Raw genomic sequence first — 19344 nt, forward strand, 5'->3', positions numbered from 1 at the left:
GTTAATAAAATAATACGAGCGTTAATATTCATCCTGACAACAAAATAAGCTCGCATGTTTAACTATCACTTAAACAAGTAAGCGGGTATCACATTATGGGTAACGGGAAAACATTATGGCTATGTTCAAACCAAGTATATTAACGCTAGCATTAACTGCTGCCGGACTATCAAGCTTTGCCACCACCGCGGCACAAGAAGAAACAATAAAAAATGATGATGTAGAAATCATCGAAGTAAAAGGTTTTCGCGGTAGTGTTGTTGAATCAATTAATACTAAGCGTTTTTCAACACAGGTTGTTGAGTCAATTTCTGCAGAAGACATTGGTAAACTTCCAGACTCATCTATTGCAGAGTCAATCGCACGTTTACCAGGTTTAACAGCCCAGCGTCTTGATGGTCGTGCTAGCCGTGTAAGTGTTCGTGGTTTTAGCGAAAACGAAAGCGCAACAACATTTAATGGCCGTGAGCAGGTATCTATTGGTGACAACCGTGGTGTTGAGTTTGACCTTTACCCATCAGAAATAATGAGCGGTGTTACTGTTTATAAAACGCCAAGTGCTAGCATTGAAGCTGAAGGTATTGCTGGTGTTATCGACATGCAAACGGTAAAGCCTTTAAGTAAAGGTGAACAAGTGATCATGTTTAATGGTCAGTATGAGCAAACTAGCTTTGATAAACTAAACCCGGATGGCGATGACAAAGGCTTTCGTGGCACCGTTTCATACATAGACCAGTTTGCAGATGACACTATAGGTGTAGCATTTGCTTACAACACAATGAGTTCTCCAAACCAAGAAAAACGCTGGAATTCTTGGGGTTACCCTGAGTTTACAGGGAATGATGGCCAAAACTATTCAATTTTAGGCGGCGCTAAACCTTTCGTACGCTCATCAACACTTGAACGTGATTCAGCGATGCTAGTAGTGGAAGCTGCACCAAATGATCGTTTAAACATGACGTTTGATGCGCTATATGTAGATTTTAATGATGAAAAAATCTTACGTGGTATTGAAGTTCCTTTCGCCTGGGGTCAAGGTAGCATCGACCCAAATAGTGTTACTGTAGATGAACAGTCTGGCTTTATTACCAGTGCAGTCACTGAAGGGCAACGCGTTGTTGTACGAAATGACTACGAAGAGCGAAAAGCAGAGCTCACACAATTTGGTTTTAATGCAAAATACGATATTAACGATGATTGGTCAGTTGAGTTTGATGCAAGCCGCTCAAAAGTAGATCGTACGATTTGGAGTATTGAGAGTTATTCAGGTACTGGCCGTGGTGATTCAAATGGTGTTGCCGATAACATAGGGTATGCATTTGATGGTGGAAATACGGGCGCACAATTCACTCATGAGCTTGATTACAGCGACTACGACTTAATTCAATTAGGCGGTCCTTTATCTTGGGGAAGCAGTGCTGCGCTTAATAATAAGTACGGCTTAAATGATACGGCTTATCAAAATACCGCACAAGATGGCTTTATTAATGCCCCAGAAATTAGCGATGAGCTTTCAACGCTTAAGTTAGCGGCCAGTAAAGTACTTGAAAACGAATACTTTAGCCGTATTAACTTTGGTTTATCTTACCGCGACCGTGAGAAAGTAAAACAGTCTGAAGGCTACTTCATGACTTTAAAAGATTTTTCTTTAGATAATCCAGGCATGGTATCAGTACCAGAGCAATACCGTTTAGGTTCGGCAAGTTTAGACTTTATTGGCATGGGTGACATGATTGCTTATGACACTAACGGCCTAGTAAATGATGGTTATTACGATCTATTACAAGAAAGCTTAACGGATCAAAAACACTTGACGCGTTCGTGGACGGTACAAGAAGAAGTTACCGCTGCATTTATTCAAGCAGACATTAACGCTGAGATTGGTGGCATACCGGTAACAGGTAATGTAGGTATACGTTATGTACGCACTGAGCAGTCATCACAAGGCTTCGAAGCATCAAATGTTAATGGTTTAGTTGTTGCATCACCTACTGATATTAGCCACGACTATTCAAATGTATTACCAAGCTTAAACTTATCTTTTGCAATTGACCAAGAGCAAACAATTCGTTTTGGCGCGGCTAAAACAATTTCTCGTGCTCGCCTTGATGAAATGCATGCATCGATTGAGACAAGCTATAACAGCGAAAAGCCTGACGAAAATGGTAACTACTGGTCTATATCTGGTGGTAATGCAGAGCTTGAACCAAAAGAAGCAACAGGCTTTGATTTAACATACGAAAACTACTTTGATGCGGAAGGTTACTTTTCAGCAGCGTTATTTTATAAAGACATTGACCAATGGATTTTTGATGAGCGTTACGATGTTGATGTAACAGGTAAAGAAGACCCAGCAACCGGCGAAGTTCCTCCAGCGGATAGAAATACAGCTACCCGTTCAAGTAAAGTGAATGGTGGCGATGGCAATTTATGGGGCTATGAGCTTTCATTATCATTCCCTTTCAGTGTATTACATGAGTCATTAGAAGGTTTTGGTTTAATTGCGAGCCACACCAGCGTTGAGCAAGACTTGCAAGATCAAAACGGAAACGATTACGAACTACCAGGTTTGTCAGATAAAATTGATAGCTTAACTGTGTACTTCGAACGCAATGGTTTCCAAGCACGTACCAGCATGCGTAAACGTAGTGACTTTAAAGGTGATATCTACGGTTCAGGTTTTGCAACACAACAAGTTGATATACTTGGCGAGACTATTTGGGATGCGCAAGTAGGCTATGACTTTGCTGATTCTGGTATTGCTGGTTTTGAGAACTTATCAATGACGTTCCAAATTCAAAACATTACCGAAGAAGCGTTTACATCATTGCAAGGCGATAATGCGCTGCAAGTGCGTGACTATCAAGACTATGGCCGTACTTACTTACTCGGTGTAAGTTACAAGCTATAATAAGTTTTGTATTAAGAAGCCCTTGTAATTAGTTTTACAAGGGTTTTTTTATAGCTACTTTACCTAAGTTTTATCAAACTTTTTAAATTCTGATTTAAAAAAGTGAGCAATAATATGAAGCCAATAAAACATGTCGTCATTGCAGGCGGTGGAACAGCTGGTTGGATAACCGCAGCACTACTTAATAAAGTGTTAGGTAAAGTAATTAATATTACCCTTATTGAATCAAGTAGCATTGGCACTATAGGTGTGGGAGAGGCCACTATTCCTCCTATTATTGGGCTTAATAATGCGCTCGGTATTAATGAGCAAGATTTTATAAATGCCACCAATGCGTCTATTAAACTGGGTATAGAGTTCGAAAATTGGAAAACACCAGGGCATAGCTACATGCATGCATTTGGCTCGTTTGGTAAAGATTTTCCCTTTTGTGACTTTTATAATTTTTGGGTAAAAGGACACATTAATGGCAGCGAGGATTCTTTATGGGATTTTTCTCTTAACTATCAAGCCGCTAAACAGCACAAATTTACGCTACTAAATACTATTCCTAATACTCAATTACCAGGGCTTAGTTATGCTTTTCATTTTGACGCTACTTTATATGCTGAATATTTAAAAAATCTTGCATTATCTCGCGGCGTTAAACACATTGATGCAAAAATAGAACACGTCGAGCAATGCCCAGACACAGGTAATATCACCAACTTAATGCTTGACGATAATAGCCAAATCCAAGGCGATTTATTTATAGATTGCACTGGCCAGCGCGCACTTTTAATTGAACAAACTCTCAATACGGGGTTTGTTGATTGGTCGCATTATTTACCATGCGATAGGGCTGTTGCAGTGCAATCAACAGGTAGCAACGAATTAAAGCCATATACGCGCTCCATAGCACATGACGCAGGTTGGCAGTGGCAAATTCCGCTACAAAACCGAACAGGAAATGGCTTAGTGTATTGCAGCCGTTATTTATCAGATAAGTCAGCAACAGCGCTTTTATTAAATAACTTACCTGGTGAGCCAACAACAAGCCCGCGTTTAATAAAATTCAAAACAGGTCGTCGTTTAAAGCAGTGGCATAAAAATGTAGTCGCAGTAGGGCTCTCTAGTGGATTTTTAGAGCCCTTAGAGTCTACTAGTATTCACTTAATACAAAGTGCGGTCATACGTTTAATTAAGTTGTTTCCTCATAATGGGGTTAGTGATGCGTTAGTAACTGAATTTAATAAGCAAAGCATCACCGAAATCGAGCATATTCGTGACTTCATTATTTTGCACTATAAATTAACTGAGCGAGAGGACACCCCATTTTGGCGTCAATGTAAGCAAATGGAAATTCCTCAATCGTTAGCGCATAAAATGGATTTATTTAAACAAACGGGCAAAGTAGTGCGCGAAAACGACGAGTTATTTGCAGAAGTAGCTTGGCAGCAAGTATTTATAGGTCAAGGCCTAATACCAGATGACTATAACAGTATTGTTGATTCATTAAGCAGTGAACAACTAACGGATTTATTCGCAACGTTAAAAACCCTAATAAATTCAACGGTAGATAAGCTGCCTACTCATAAAGAGTTTTTAGCTAAGTTAAAAACAAACTAAGTGACGTGACGTGATGCTTTAGTTGCGGGTTAATTGTCACTGAATATGGCTGTGAATACGTATGCAGCAACTGTAACCAAGCCTTACTTAGCTTTAGTATAAACCTATAACAACACTGAAATAAAAATGACACACACAATGAAAAAAAGATTTTACACGCCGTTGCTTATATGCAGCGCATTGCTGGTGCACGGTTGCAGTGATGACAAAGAGACAAAAACAGATTTGTTAGTTAAGCAAACAGACCCAGTTAAGCCAGTGGTATATCAAGTATTTACTCGTTTATTTGGTAACACCCAAACCGCTAATGTGCCATGGGGAACCAAAGAGCAAAATGGAGTTGGTAAGTTTGCTGATTTTAACGACGAGGCACTAAAAGGCATTAAAGAGCTAGGTACCACGCATGTGTGGTACACCGGCGTTTTGCATCATGCCTTGGTGGGTGATTACACTGAGTACGGTATAAAACAAGACGATCCTGATGTGGTAAAAGGGCGTGCAGGTTCGCCTTATGCAATAAAAGATTATTACGATGTAAATCCAGATTTAGCTATTAATGTTACCAATAGACTCGAAGAGTTCAGCGCGCTAATTGAGCGTACTCACGAGCATGACATGAAAGTAATTATTGATATTGTTCCTAATCATGTGGCTCGAGATTATCACTCAATCGCAAAGCCTAACGGCGTGAAAGACTTTGGTGAGGACGATGATACTAGCAAGGCGTATGCTAAAAATAATAATTTTTACTATGTACCGGGTGAATCATTTAAAGTACCAACAAGCGACAGCTACCAAGTATTAGGTGGCAACAAACACCCTTTAGCCGATGGTCAATTTAGTGAAATCCCAGCAAAATGGACTGGCAATGGTGCACGTGCTCCAAAGCCTGATATAAACGACTGGTACGAAACGGTAAAAGTTAACTACGGTGTTAAACCCGATGGCAGCCTAGACTTTCCAACTTTACCTAAATCGCTTGAAAACCAAGATTACCGTGCACATTATGAATTTTGGCAAGATAAAGAACTGCCAAATAGTTGGTATAAATTTAGAAATATTGCCCTTTATTGGCTTGATAAAGGGGTTGATGGCTTTCGCTATGATATGGCTGAAATGGTACCCGTTGAATTTTGGAGCTTTTTAAATTCATCAATAAAAACACATAAACCCGATGCGTTTTTACTCGCCGAAGTATATAACCCATTGATGTACCGCACCTATATTCACCAAGGTAAAATGGACTACTTGTATGACAAGGTCGGTTTTTACGACACCCTAAAAGGGATTATGCAAGGTAAGCAACCCGCTAACACGTTATTTAAAGCACAAGCTGAAGTGGCAGATATTGAACAGCACATGCTGCACTTTTTAGAAAACCATGACGAACAACGTATCGCAAGTCCTGACTTTGCTGGCGACGCTGCATGGGGTAAACCGGCTATGGTGGTTTCTAACTTAATTAGTCGTTCGCCAACCTTGCTTTATTTTGGCCAAGACGTAGGTGAAGATGGATCAGAAAACGCAGGCTTTGGTTCGCCTACACGCACCAGTATTTTTGATTACATTGGCGTACCAGCGCACCAAGCATGGATGAATAATGGCAAGTTTGATGGCGCAAATTTAACTCCTGAGCAAGCACAGTTACGTCAATACTATATCGCAATTATGGAACTTAATGGCTTACCTGCTGTTGTTGCCGGTGATATGGCACCCTTGATGGTAACAGGCAGTGATAGAGTGGTGGGTTTTGTACGCACCTTAGGCCAGCAATCATTATGGGTGCTGAGCAACTTTAGCCAGCAAGCGCAAACAGTCACTATTACGCTCACGCCAAATCAAGCAACAATGCTCAAACCAAACTCAACGCTATACGACCTACTAGAGTCGCATAGCAGTATTTTGGTGAGCGATGAGAAACAAAATACAACCTTTACGCTGACCCTTGATGCACTCAGCAGTGCCGTTTTAACAAATAAGGCTGATCATGAATTATAACAACAAACCAACCTTAAGCTTTTGGCAAATATGGAATATGTGCTTTGGCTTTTTAGGCATTCAATTTGGCTTTGCACTGCAAAACGGTAACGTAAGCCGTATATTTCAAACACTTGGCGCTAATGTCGACGATATTCCTATTTTATGGGTTGCAGCGCCGCTCACGGGCTTAATTGTGCAACCAATTATTGGTTATTGGAGTGATAAAACTTGGGGCAAATTAGGCCGCCGTCGTCCTTTCTTTTTATACGGCGCTATATTAACCACATTATCGCTTTTTATTATGCCAAATTCCCCCACGCTTTGGATTGCTGCGGGTATGCTGTGGATTATGGATGCCTCAATTAACGTTACCATGGAACCGTTTCGTGCTTTAGTGGGCGATAACTTGCCAAACAAGCAGCGCGCCACAGGCTATGCCATGCAAAGCTTTTTTATTGGTGTGGGAGCAGTGGTTGCATCAGCACTCCCTTGGATGATGACCAACTGGTTTGATATTGCTAATACCGCACCGATTGGTCAAATTCCTGATTCTGTAAAGTATTCGTTTTACTTTGGTGGGGTTATTTTATTTATTGCAGTTGGCTGGACTATTGTCACTACAAAAGAGTACTCACCCGAGCAGCTTGCACAATTTAATCAACAAGAATCACAAACAACACAAACCAATATTACTAATAGCGTTAACTTTACCAAAGGCGGCGTTATTTTTAGCGGCTTAGGTTTGCTTGTTTTAGCTACGGTATTAGGGCTGGATCTGGAAAAAGAACTTTACTTGCTGGCTGCTGGGTTAGTTAGTTTTGGTGTTATTCAATTTATTGCAGCGGCATTAAAAGCTAAACAGCACACTAGCGGCGGTTTTTATAATGTAGTGAATGATGTATTCACTATGCCTGAGGCGATGAAGCAATTGGCATGGGTACAATTTTTTAGTTGGTTTGCGTTATTTGCTATGTGGATTTACAGCACGTCAGCGGTTACTAGCTTTCATTACGGGAGTACAGATACCAGCTCGTTAGCGTACAACAACGGTGCAGATTGGGTGGGCATATTATTCGCCGCTTACAACGGCTTTGCCGCGATTGCTGCTCTATGCATCCCGATCATCGTTAAACGCGTGGGATTAAAAGTAGCACATGCACTTAACCTTATTTTAGGTGCGCTGGGCCTAGCGAGCTTTATGTTTATAAAAGATCCAAGCTTACTTATTTGGCCAATGATAGGCGTAGGTTTTGCGTGGGCGTCTATTTTATCACTGCCTTATGCAATGTTAAGTACTTCAGTACCGAGCCATAAAATGGGCGTTTACATGGGCATTTTCAACTTTTTCATTGTGATCCCACAATTATTAGCCGCCAGCGTACTGGGATTAATATTACGCCACTTTTTTGAAAACCAACCTATTTACGCATTAGTACTGGGCGCTGTGTCGTTTGTACTTGCAGCGGTTGCGGTATTGCGTGTTAAGCACACTCAGTAAAGTAACGAGTAAACTGAAATTAATTAAGGCTTTAAAATGAAAAAATTAAATACAATTACCACCAGTTTATTAATGCTTGGTTTAACAGCTTGTGGCGCGCAGCAAGAGCCATCAAACAGCGCTGTAATACAGGTATCGGCACCAGGTGCCCCTGGGGCAGAGCCATTTTGGGCCTATGCAGGCAAAACCGGTATTGGCACATCTTTTGAGCAATATCAAAATGGCCATTACAGTGATGAAGCCCCTACAGGAACGGTGTCAAAAGTATGGTTTTCAATTGCTAAAGGTATGATCACCGAAACAATGTTTGGGCTTATTCACCAAGCGCAAATTAAAGACATGCAATTTGTGGTAGTAGGAAAGGATTTTACAGTTACCGAAGCTGACGATTTAGACGTTACCATTGACTACTTATACAAAGACGATAAAGGCCGCCCGTTATCATTAGCTTACAAAGTAGTAAGCAAAGATAAGCAAGGCCGCTTTAGCCTCGAAAAACATATATTTACCGATCCTGATGGGCAAAGCTTATTTGTACGCAGTATTTTTAATACCCAGCTTGAAGGCGTTAAGGCATACGTAAGCGTTAACCCGTATGTTGATAATAACGGCCTTGATGATTTTGCTAAAACCACAGAACGAGGGCTGCTTGCATGGCAAGACAACAGCTACCTTTCATTACAAGGTGCGCAGCCATTTAAACAAACAAGTGTTGGTTTTACAGGTGAGAGCGACGGTTTAAATCAGCTGAAAACAACTCAGCAGCTTACACAGGTTTATAACAATACCGGTGAACAATCAGGTAATGTTAGCTTACTTGCAGAGCTGGGTGAAATTGGTGAAAACAGCCAGTTCGATTTAACCCTAAGCTTTGGTAATAGCGAACAAACTAGCTTTAAACAAGGGCAAGCTACGTTAGCCAAAGGTTACCAAGCGGTGCTTGATAATTACAACGGTAAAGGTGAAGCGCTCGGTTGGCAAGACTACCTGCAAAGCCTTGCACCGCTAAATAACATGAGCGAACAAACCGCAGATAACGGCAAGTTACTTTACACCAGTGCCATGGTACTTAAAGCGCAAGAAGATAAAACTCATGCAGGTGCGCTTATTGCCTCACTATCTAACCCATGGGGCGAAACCGTATCGGCTAAAACAGGCTCTACTGGTTACAAAGCGGTATGGGTGCGCGACTTTTATCAAGTTGCCATGGCGTTTATGGCCATGGGCGATAATGCGACCGCTAAAACCGCATTCGAATACCTTGAAAAAGTTCAAGTAAACAGCAAAACCCCAGGCAATAAAGGCGATACAGGGTGGTTTTTACAAAAAACACATGTTGATGGTGAACTAGAATGGGTAGGCGTACAGCTAGACCAAACAGCAATGCCACTCATGCTTGCATGGAAACTCCATCAGGCAGGTGTATTAAGTGATGCAGAGCTCACTGATTGGTATAGTCGTATGTTAAAACCTGCGGCAGACTTTTTAGTTGAGGGTGGTCGTGCAAACATTCTATGGAACGATACACAAATAACGCCGCCAGCCACTCAGCAAGAACGCTGGGAAGAGCAAGAAGGGTATTCGCCATCAACCACCGCCGCTGTTGTTACTGGTTTAATTACTGCAGCCGATATCGCTAAACTAGCAGGTGATGAAGCCAATGCAACACGTTACCTAAATACAGCTAAGCGTTATAACAATGATATTGAAAAATTAATGTTTACAACGGCTGGTAATTTAGAGTCGAGCGCTTCTGATGGTGAATACTTTATTCGCATTGGCCAAGATAAAGACGCCAATTCAAATACTAAAATTAACGCCAACAACGGCCGTGAAGGCTTTAATAAAAAGCAAATACTCGATGGTGGATTTTTAGAACTTGTTCGCTATGGCGTACGTGATGCACTATCGCCTAGCATAGTAAAAACATTGCCAGAATATGATGACGAAACCCTAACAGATAACCTACAAGTTAAATACAGCTTTAAGTTTACTGACGGCAGCGGCACATTTGCAGGCTACCGCCGCTATGGTAATGACGGATACGGTGAAGACGAAGTAACGGGCGCTAACTATGCGCAAGGTGGAAAAAATAGCCCAGGTCAACGTGGGCGAGTTTGGCCATTTTTTACCGGTGAACGTGGTCATTACGAAATTGCCGCCGCAAATGCCAATAACAGTTTAGATGCAACAAAACAGCAGGCTATTAAAAATAGTTATGTAAAAGGCCTAGAGCAATTTGCTAACCAAGGCATGATGCTACCTGAACAAGTATGGGATGGTGTAGGCATTAATAAAGCGGGTTACACGTTAGGCGAGGGTACTAACTCGGCCACACCATTGGCGTGGACACATGCGGAATACGTTAAGCTAGTGCGCTCACTAAGCGACAAGCAGGTATGGGATCATTACCCAGTGGTAACTAAAGCACTAAAATAACCGCAAACTAACTAACATAGCCGTAGTAAAATACGGCTATGTTAGTTATTACAATAATAACGAGACTGAAATGAAAACATTTACCTTGAGCGCATTAGCATTAGCAATCATGCTAACAGGCTGCCAAAGCGCACCATCATTAAATAACTACACGAATAACACCGAAACATCGCCACTAAATACTGAACAACAAGCAAGCCCTTGGTGGGAAAGCGCCATTTTTTACCAAATTTGGCCCCGCAGTTTTTACGACAGCGATGCTGATGGTCATGGCGATTTTAATGGTATGACCCAAAAGCTCCCGTATCTACAAGACCTCGGTGTAAATGCACTGTGGTTAACCCCAATGTTTGAAGCACCTTCTTATCATGGCTATGATTTTACTGAATTTTACCAAGTAGAAAACGACTACGGCAGCATGGCCGAGTTTGAAGCCTTTATAAAAGCTGCTGAAGACAAAGGCATGAAAGTCATACTTGATTTAGTTATAAATCATATATCAAGTAACCATGAATGGTTTCAGCGTTCAGCAAAACAAGAAGCCCCTTATGCAGATTACTTTATTTGGCGCGACGATATGCCAAAAGCCGGAAGTGGCTGGGGCCACGCATGGAGTAATAACGACCAACCCGATGCCGTATGGCATTGGAATGAAACTCGCCAGCAGTATTACTATGGTGCGTTTGGTGCCAGCCAACCTGACTTGAATTTACGCCATCCTGATGTTGTTTCCGAAATGGAAAAAATGGCTAAGTTTTGGCTTGATAAAGGCGTTGCAGGGTTTAGATTAGACGCAGTACGTTTTGCAATGGAAGGTGGCGCAGATGCGCAAGCCGATACCGACGAAACCATTGCATATTGGCAGCACTTTAACCAATACGTAAAAAGCGTTGATCCAGAGGCGTATTTAGTAGGTGAAGCTTGGGCTGACATTCCCGTTGCAGCAAAATACTTTGGCGAAGGTAAAGGCCTCGATCAAGGCTTTGATTTTGAAGTGGGCTATAAAATACTGGGCCTATTAAAACCCGATGCCAGTGGTGAAGCGCAATTTGGCACCATGCAATCTAATCAACAAGTGAGCACCGTTGATGCCAATGTGCTCAAACAAAATTTACAGCAGCGTATTGATTCAACTGCACCACTTGATTTTTTTGCACCGTTTTTAACTAATCACGACCAAGAACGAGTGGCTTATCAACTTGCAGAGCACGACGATAAAGCAAAACTTGCCGCCGCCATGTTATTTAGCTCTCCTGGCACGCCGTATATTTATTACGGTGAAGAAATTGGCCTGACACAAGGTGGCACAGGTCACGATGTGTATAAACGCGCGCCAATGCAGTGGGATAACAGCAATCAAGCTGGCTTTACTCAAGCTCAAACAAGTTGGGTTGAGCAGGCTGAACTGTTTGGTGATAACTACACCCAGTGGTGGCCTGAATATTTAGCACAGCAAATTAATGCTGCTGATCGCAATGTAAAAACGCAACAATCACAATCTAATTCACTGTGGCGTTTATATCAGCATTTAATAGCACTAAAAAAACAGCGCCCAGAGCTGGGTATTAAAGGCAGTTATGAATTAACGCAACACAACAACGGGCTTGTTGAAATAACCCGCGAGTTAAACGGCAGTAAAAGTATGTTTGTGCTTAACTTAACCGCTAACCCGCAAAGCATCAATAGTATTAAACGCGATGGGTTAACGCCTAACTGGCAACACGACCTCAATGGCGAGCAACTCGCTGGCTATGGTTTATTGTTACTAAACAACACACTATAAATAAAAAACACACAAAAGGGCTAACATACGTTAGCCCCTTTTGGTAAAAGTGCTTTTATTGCATTCCCCCAAGTTATAGCTCATTTTTAAAGTTTATTAGATTAGATAAAAGTCTTTTAAATTCAAACTTTATAATATTTTACTTAGTGGGCTAATTACCCCGTTCGCGCCTTGTTGTAAAACATGCGTATATATTTGCGTAGTGCGAACATCGCTATGGCCGAGTTGTTCTTGCACAGTGCGTATATCTGCACCAGATTCAAGTAAGTGGGTAGCGAACGAGTGCCGTAGTGTATGGCAGGTAACATTTTTTTGAATTTTTGCCAGCTTTGCTGCCTGTTTAATTGCTTTACGAACCGTTGTTTCATCAATATGGTGGCGACGCAGCTTTTTACTTTCTGGGTCCATGCTTAACTGGGCTGAAGGAAACAAATATTGCCAGCTCATTTCATAAGGAGCCGCTGGGTATTTTCTAGCTAATGCATTCGCAAGCCAGACACCGGCATAGTCTGTTGCTTGTTTATCTCGATGCCAGTAGTCATTTACCAAGTGACTTTGGCTGCGTAACAACGGCAGTAGTTCGAGTGCTAATGTTACTCTGCGGTTTTTATTGCCTTTGCCCTGCCAAATCATTAATGAGACATAGTCATAATCGACATCTTTTACCCGTAGCCTTAAAGCTTCCATTAAACGTAGACCACTACCGTAAAGTATCTGAGCGATAAGTTTATACTTTGGATCCATTGCCAATAATAAACGCTGTATTTCTTCACGGGTCAGTACTACAGGTAATTTAGGTGACACGAGTGATTTATTAAAATTCATTTCAAGTGATAACGGTCGACTAATAATATGACGGTATAAAAATACCAAAGCATTTAAAGCCGTTGCCTGAGTTTTCATTGCAACATTACGCTGATTACTTAAATAAGATAAGAATTGCTCAACCTCCGACTCTGCCAATTGCGCCGGATGTTTTTTACCATGGTATAAAATGTAAAATTTTATCCAATATTGATAAGTGTCTATAGTACGCTTGGCATAACGACGCGTTATCATAAAGTCACGGATTGATTCTAAAAATATAGAAGCCATAATCTGCTCTAGCTGGTACTGTATATACAAGCAGTAGTTGTATTTGGTTTTTTTTCAACAACTCGCGGGATTATTTCTTGTATTTTACAACAACAAAAAAACAACAAATATAAATCCCTTGATTTACATTTAGATACAGAGTTAAACTTAAAGTATTAAAAAATCAAAGGATTTTATGTCTACAACTTGCGGGTTTAGATCCTTTGAATAAGCTGTTAGTTCACTGAGGAAAGTATGGATTACTTTAGTCTAGCCGTTGGATTTCTCGTAGGAAGTGCTACTGGTGCTGCGGGAACTTATTTTGGCAATAAATATACGGATAAGCGCAAACAAAAAGAGCAAGTAAATGAGACTACGCGATTTTTTGATGCTTTATGGGCAAAACACCAAACTTTGTTAACTGAAATGAAGCAAGATTTGCTTAATCCTGATTATGAGTTTCACAGAGAGTTTTTTATCTTAAATAAAAGTGGCATTTTTAACCATAGTGGCAAGTACCTAGCTTATTACGTAGAAGACCACAATAATCTAGATCAACAGGTAAAAATCCTTGAGTCACATGGTCTAGTAGAAAACGTAACAGAATATGGTAAAAACGTACAGAAATACAAATGGTCAGAATTATTTGCAGAGCATTTGTGTGGAAAGTGAACTAACAAGGCGCTTAATCGGAAAAATTACAGTTGGCTCGCGCTTCGCGCATTATAGCCAAACTGTATTTTTCCGCTTAGCTTAGCGTTAGGAATATAATTTGCTTATACAATTATTATTACTGAATTTGAAATATTGAGTACTTTAAAATTAAATTAAAAAAGGAGTTGTAGTATGGATCCTATGGATAAAATTTGTGATGGGTGTGCACACCCGATGAGTAATTGCACTTGCTCTTACTGTGAGGACTGCGATGAAAAAGAGCATGATTGTACCTGTCCGCATTGTGAATTTTGTGAGGAAAAAGAGGAGCAATGCTCATGCATTCGATGTAAAGGGTGTGAAGAAAAAGAAGATGAATGTACTTGTGATTATTGCGATGAGTGTTCCGAAAAAAAGTTTGAGTGCACTTGCGAGTGAATATTCCTAACAAGGCATTTAAACGGAATAAAAACAGTTGGTTATGTTTCGTGCCTCAACAATTTTAACCAACTATTTTTATCCGCTTAATGCGGCGTTAGCTATACAATCAAATTTTGGCATCATTTTTAAATATTTAATGGAAAAATCATGAATTTACTTCAGCAAGTAGAAGAAAAACGTAAGGAAATTTTTACTGACTCATATCCAATGTCTATTGGTGAGTTAGTTAATTTGTACAAAGATGGTGACTTAGAAATAAACCCTGCATTCCAACGGTTTTTTAGATGGTCAGAAACTCAAAAAGTAAGATTAATTGAATCTATTTTGTTAGGAATTCCTTTACCATCAATTTTTGTAGCGCAAAGAGAAGATGGAGTTTGGGATCTAGTTGATGGTCTACAAAGAATTTCAACAATCTTATATTTCATGAATGAACTTAAAAATGAAGAAGGTGTTGTAGATAGTTCTTTGAAACTATCAGCAACGGAATATCTTCCTCTTCTTGATGGTGTTGTATGGAAAGGTGATGATAAGGAACTTGATTCATCATTGAAACGCTTATTTAAAAGAGAAAAAATTGAAATAAAGATCATAAAAAAAGAAAGTGATACAAGTACCAAATTTGAACTTTTTCAAAGGTTAAATACGGGAGGATCACAACTTTCAGATCAGGAAGTAAGAAACTGTCTACTTATAATGTTGAATGAAGATTTCTATAAAATACTCGTAGACCTGTCAAAAGACCAAAACTTCAATGAAACGATCAGCATTACAGAACGATTGTATGAAGAGCGATATGAAATGGAGTTAATCCTTAGATTGCTATCTCTCGCTAACTCTGAAGAAGATGGGCTAAAAAATATACCGGATGTATCAGATTTTCTTACTGAAAAATTAAAATACTTTGCTGATAGTGGTTTGAATTGGGTTGATGAGAAAGAGCTACTTGCTAAAACTTTTAGAATTATAAATGCCACCTTATCCGATAATTCATTTAAACGTAAAGTAGGTGATGACTTCAAAGGTGGATTCCAATTAACCATATTTGAAGTTATTGCAACAGGAACTTATTTATATCTTAAAGCAGGTAAAGATGAAGCAGAATTACCAGCCCTATTAAGAAGTGTTTCTAATAACCTTGGAAGTAACGAAATTTTCACTCGTTATAGTGGTTCGGGTTCTAAGGCAAATTATCGCTGGCCTAAATTTGTCCCATTGGCTGTGAGTTTATTTATTGATGAAGATTAAAAGCAAGGAATGCTTTCTAGATGCTATTCAACTAGAAAGAGCATGGAGAAGGAAAGAGTTAACTAATTTAAAATCATTAATTCATCAATCTAGAGATGCTCACAATAAAACACTTGTGCGTGCTGGAGTTTTGTTACTTTATTCTCACTGGGAAGGCTATGTAAAAAAAGTATGTGAGGCATTTTTTCATTACCTAAACTTTAAGGCTCATAAGTACTCTGAATTACAACCGAATTTTTTGGCTGTAGGTATAGCTAATCAATTTAATGGAAACTTTCCACAAAAAAGGTTTGGCTCTTACCTTAAATCGGTAAACTTTGTTTTGAACGATGCGAGTAATTTAAAGTTTAGAATTGATGTTGGCTCTAGGGTTGATACAAAAAGCAATTTAACCACTGAGGTTTTAGTTGAATTATTGAATATGCTTGGCATTAATACCGAGCATTTTACGAATAATCAGCAGTACATTGACAGTAAATTACTTAAGTACAGAAATGCCATCGCTCACGGCGAGAGAACAGAAAATAATCCTGATCTTTCAATTGATGAAGATGAGTTTAATGAAATATATACTCGAGTAAATAGCTTGGTTGATCACTTTGAAAGTATTGTTTGTAACCATGTCGAATTAGAAACATACAAAGTTGTGAGCAATGTATAGCTAACAAGCTGTTAAACAAAGACAATGCTCCTCACCCGTTTTAGTGGACACCTCCTCATCACTTTGAGGAGGCTAAAATGCCTAGATATACCCAACCTAGAAAGACATGGTTTTACCCAGTTAATTTTAAAATCAAAGCAGTCGAACTAAGCTTACGAGACGATGTCATGTCAAAGGACGTTGCTGAGGCGCTAGATATTCATCCGTTAATGCTTAGTCGTTGGCGAAAAGAGTATCGAGAAGGTAAGTTTAAAAACGTACCGCGCTATCAAAGCAACAATGAAACAATGAGTAAATTCCCAACAAAAAAAGAGCTGGATAACATTCAAAAGCTTAAGAAAGAAAATGAGCGTCTTAAGCAGGAGAATGACCTGCTAAAAAAGTGGCAACGGTATCTGGCGGAAGTACATCAGAACGATTTGGATTCATCCAAAAATTCGGACAAGCCTTAGGTGTAAAATACTTGTGTTCTTGGCTTAATGTTTCGCGTAGTGGGTTTTATGCTTGGCGTGACAGAACAGTGTCAGCTAGAGCGCTGTCAGATGCTAATTTGTTGTTGAAGATAAAGCACGTTTTCAATGTAAATCATCAAACCTATGGTAGCCCACGCGTATTTCATGCGCTAAAAAAAGAAGGTATAAACACAAGCCAAAAACGTGTTGCCCGCTTAATGCAAGAAAACGGTTTAAGAGCCAGAGCCCTTAAGACTTACAGCAAACCGGCGAAGGTGAAGTTCTTTTATAAAGAGATAGAAAACAAACGCAAAGATAGTGAAAAGGCCACGGGGATCAATCAGCAATGGTCTGGCGATATTACGTATTTAAAAGTCGGCGCTCGTTGGCATTACCTTGCTGTGGTTATCGACTTATATTCACGTCGAGTAATCGGCTGGGCGTTTGGTAAAAACAAAACAACAGACCTTACGTTAAAGGCGCTAAGGCTTGCGATAAAGAAACGACAGCCAACAGAGAGTGTATTATTTCACACTGACCGAGGCGCAGAATACCGTGCTCACGTTGTACAAAAGTATTTGGCTAGCAAAAACATCAAAGCCAGTATGAATAGGCCTGGGTGCTGTACTGACAACGCAGAAGTCGAGTCGTTCTTTCATTCGCTTAAAGCAGATTTAATTCGAGGAAATAAATTTGAGAGCAGCGGTAAACTATTATCAAAATTAAAGGTTTACCTAAATTATTTTTACAATAGACAGAGATTGCATTCGAGTTTAGGATATAAATCACCTGCCGAGTTTGAATTGGCAGTTAATTGAAGCGTGGACGGTGTCCACTTTATCGGGTGAAGATCAACAAATAACAGTTGGCTTTTGCTCGTTCCTCGCTTATTTTAGCCAACTACAATTTGCCCCTTAACAGGGCGTTATGTGAATCTCACGGTAAGGAGTACCAATGAAGAAATATATTTCAATTCTAGCTATTTTAATCATTTTAATTTCATCCGATGCGTTTGCAAATGAAGAGCAATTTGATTACGAGCAATTCGTTAATCAATATCATCAAGCAATGACTAATACTCAAAGGCCTGGAGCATCCAAAGAAGATTTAGAGAGTTATCTATCATTATTAACTGAAGATGTGGGCAATCAGCATTTCCCGAATGCTCCAGATGATTCCAGAGAGGCTAATGGTAAAAAACTAATGCGTGAAGGTATGTCACGTTATTTAGGTGTTCATACAGAGTATGAAGCTAAAATTCTTGAGTATATTGTCGGTTATAATTCTATTGCACTTAAACATACTTTCTCTGCTAAAGGCTTACGCTCCGATGGCTCTGAGTTTAGTTACAGTAAAGTGGTACTCGATGTTTTAGAGTTAGAAAATGGTAAAGTATCTGTAATTCGCAGATACGGAAAATAATTCACATAACAAGTATGGTGAGTCAAAAGGGGAAGTTTTATATGAAGCGAATGGTATAAAGTAATGCAATTAATTGATCCATCTTCCATTCAAGTCATTTCAGCATACTTTTTTTTCGGTGGTTGTATAGGTGTTTTTATTTGGGTTGGTTTGGTTATTTACTTAAAGAGTAAGTGGTTACCATTACTCGAAGAAACCCTTGATGATGGTGTTAAGTTTTATAGCCTTAACATCTTTTTATCCGCTAGCGGAATTCTACAATACGCTACAGTTTTTATTTGGTCCTTTCATGCTAAGCGTTACGGAATGTTTGAAAAAAGGCAGAGTGTACCTAAACACATTCAAAAGTGGTTTGTTTTTGCTTTTTTTTGGTTGATGTTTAGTGGGGCATTAATAGTAATATCTGCTGTTATCACTTAAGTGTATGCTCAATAAAATAAACTTATAAGATAATTGGATTTCTTACATATACAGAAGTAAGAATGTATTTAGGAACTTAATTATGATTAAGTTTATAGCTGGCAGTTAGGATGGGCGTCATTGTATGCTATGGAAGACGAAATTCGACCAAGATGAACAGGTTGAGCACCCCTATGTTCTTCAATATAGGCGGCTTCATTGAATTCTTTCTGTGAATGTTTATTCATGTTAGCGTTTGTCGTTTAGTTAATTGACAAACTAATTATGGCTCTGGCTTTGAATTAAGCTAACACCGTGCGGGAGTCATTATCTATAGGCATCTACGTAGGATACTTAATGGAGCCAGATTACCAAAACTATAGCCTCCAAGAGTTATTGGAGGCGCGCAGCTCAATTGATCAGCAAGCTTACCCACTTCGGTATTTTAAAATTTGCCAACAGATTGAGGTTGCGGCCAACAAGCCTCAAGAACGACAAGTTCTCAAAGACCGTGACTTTTTTTCTAGGCTCGTTTTCGTAAAAGTCATCACATCTTTGCTCAGCATAATTTTAGCTAGCAAATTATATTATGCTTTCTCGGAGGGGTATATTTCTTGGAAAGGAAATACTGACTATTTTGTCCAACAAAGTCCGCAGACATACTATTTTCTTGTTGCAGTGCATTTTTTCTTTTTAGGCTTTTTTTTAGTTTTAGTATTTACAAACTGGTGGATTAAAAAGCAAAACGCCTAATAAAGTTTTAGAGTCGATTTT

Annotated in this window: 14 protein-coding genes; 13 read left to right on the top strand and 1 reads right to left on the bottom strand. The window is 39.6% G+C overall.

Annotation, left to right across the window (positions count from 1 at the left end; all coding sequences use genetic code 11):
* The first annotated feature begins 115 nt into the window (after nt 1-115).
* The 6 genes from P3J6_RS11545 (at nt 116) to P3J6_RS11570 (ending at nt 12219) form a co-directional block, all read left to right on the top strand.
* Nucleotides 116-2911, top strand: coding sequence for a TonB-dependent receptor (locus P3J6_RS11545; RefSeq protein WP_198523078.1), 2796 nt, complete (start codon nt 116-118; stop codon nt 2909-2911).
* A 114-nt stretch (nt 2912-3025) separates the two neighbouring features.
* Complete coding sequence (locus P3J6_RS11550; RefSeq protein ID WP_198523079.1) at nt 3026-4519, top strand: tryptophan halogenase family protein; 1494 nt, start codon at nt 3026-3028, stop codon at nt 4517-4519.
* A gap of 138 nt (nt 4520-4657) precedes the next feature.
* Complete coding sequence (locus P3J6_RS11555) at nt 4658-6517, top strand: alpha-amylase family protein (RefSeq protein WP_198523080.1); 1860 nt, start codon at nt 4658-4660, stop codon at nt 6515-6517.
* The gene (locus P3J6_RS11560; RefSeq protein ID WP_075169306.1) at nt 6507-7997 is read left to right on the top strand and encodes an MFS transporter; all 1491 of its coding nucleotides are present in this window, start codon (nt 6507-6509) and stop codon (nt 7995-7997) included. Before P3J6_RS11555 ends, P3J6_RS11560 begins: the two co-directional genes overlap by 11 nt.
* Before the next feature lie 36 nt (nt 7998-8033).
* Nucleotides 8034-10436 (top strand): glycoside hydrolase family 15 protein, encoded by a 2403-nt coding sequence (locus P3J6_RS11565; RefSeq protein ID WP_198523081.1) that lies wholly within the window; start codon nt 8034-8036, stop codon nt 10434-10436.
* A 70-nt stretch (nt 10437-10506) separates the two neighbouring features.
* Complete coding sequence (locus tag P3J6_RS11570) at nt 10507-12219, top strand: alpha-amylase family glycosyl hydrolase (RefSeq protein WP_198523082.1); 1713 nt, start codon at nt 10507-10509, stop codon at nt 12217-12219.
* Between the two features lie 129 nt (nt 12220-12348).
* On the opposite strand, the gene P3J6_RS11575 is transcribed toward P3J6_RS11570, so the two are convergent.
* The gene (locus tag P3J6_RS11575; protein ID WP_198523083.1) at nt 12349-13314 is read right to left on the bottom strand and encodes an integron integrase; all 966 of its coding nucleotides are present in this window, start codon (nt 13312-13314) and stop codon (nt 12349-12351) included.
* Between the two features lie 234 nt (nt 13315-13548).
* On the opposite strand from P3J6_RS11575, the gene P3J6_RS11580 reads away from it, so the two are divergent.
* The 7 genes from P3J6_RS11580 (at nt 13549) to P3J6_RS11610 (ending at nt 19323) form a co-directional block, all read left to right on the top strand.
* A complete protein-coding gene (locus P3J6_RS11580; protein ID WP_198523084.1) occupies nt 13549-13965 on the top strand; it encodes a hypothetical protein in 417 nt (138 codons plus the stop codon).
* 570 nt (nt 13966-14535) lie between these two features.
* On the top strand, nt 14536-15636 hold the full coding sequence (locus P3J6_RS11585; RefSeq protein WP_198523085.1) for a DUF262 domain-containing protein: 1101 nt from the start codon (nt 14536-14538) through the stop codon (nt 15634-15636).
* Entirely contained in the window at nt 15626-16297 is a 672-nt protein-coding gene (locus tag P3J6_RS11590) for an MAE_28990/MAE_18760 family HEPN-like nuclease (protein WP_232735529.1), read from the top strand. Before P3J6_RS11585 ends, P3J6_RS11590 begins: the two co-directional genes overlap by 11 nt.
* Nucleotides 16298-16374: 77 nt before the next feature.
* Nucleotides 16375-17567 (top strand): IS3 family transposase gene (locus P3J6_RS11595; RefSeq protein WP_198523087.1). Its coding sequence is split into 2 segments (ribosomal slippage): nt 16375-16680 and nt 16683-17567, totalling 1191 coding nucleotides; the frame shifts between segments, so codons are not numbered across the junction.
* Between the two features lie 136 nt (nt 17568-17703).
* Nucleotides 17704-18171: a nuclear transport factor 2 family protein gene (locus tag P3J6_RS11600; protein ID WP_138593921.1), complete on the top strand. Its 468-nt coding sequence runs from the start codon at nt 17704-17706 to the stop codon at nt 18169-18171.
* A 63-nt stretch (nt 18172-18234) separates the two neighbouring features.
* On the top strand, nt 18235-18591 hold the full coding sequence (locus P3J6_RS11605) for a hypothetical protein (RefSeq protein WP_198523088.1): 357 nt from the start codon (nt 18235-18237) through the stop codon (nt 18589-18591).
* Between the two features lie 336 nt (nt 18592-18927).
* Nucleotides 18928-19323, top strand: coding sequence for a hypothetical protein (locus tag P3J6_RS11610; protein ID WP_198523089.1), 396 nt, complete (start codon nt 18928-18930; stop codon nt 19321-19323).
* Nucleotides 19324-19344: the final 21 nt, after the last annotated feature.

The sequence above is a fragment of the Pseudoalteromonas sp. 3J6 genome, assembly GCF_903995135.1.
Lineage (GTDB): Bacteria > Pseudomonadota > Gammaproteobacteria > Enterobacterales > Alteromonadaceae > Pseudoalteromonas.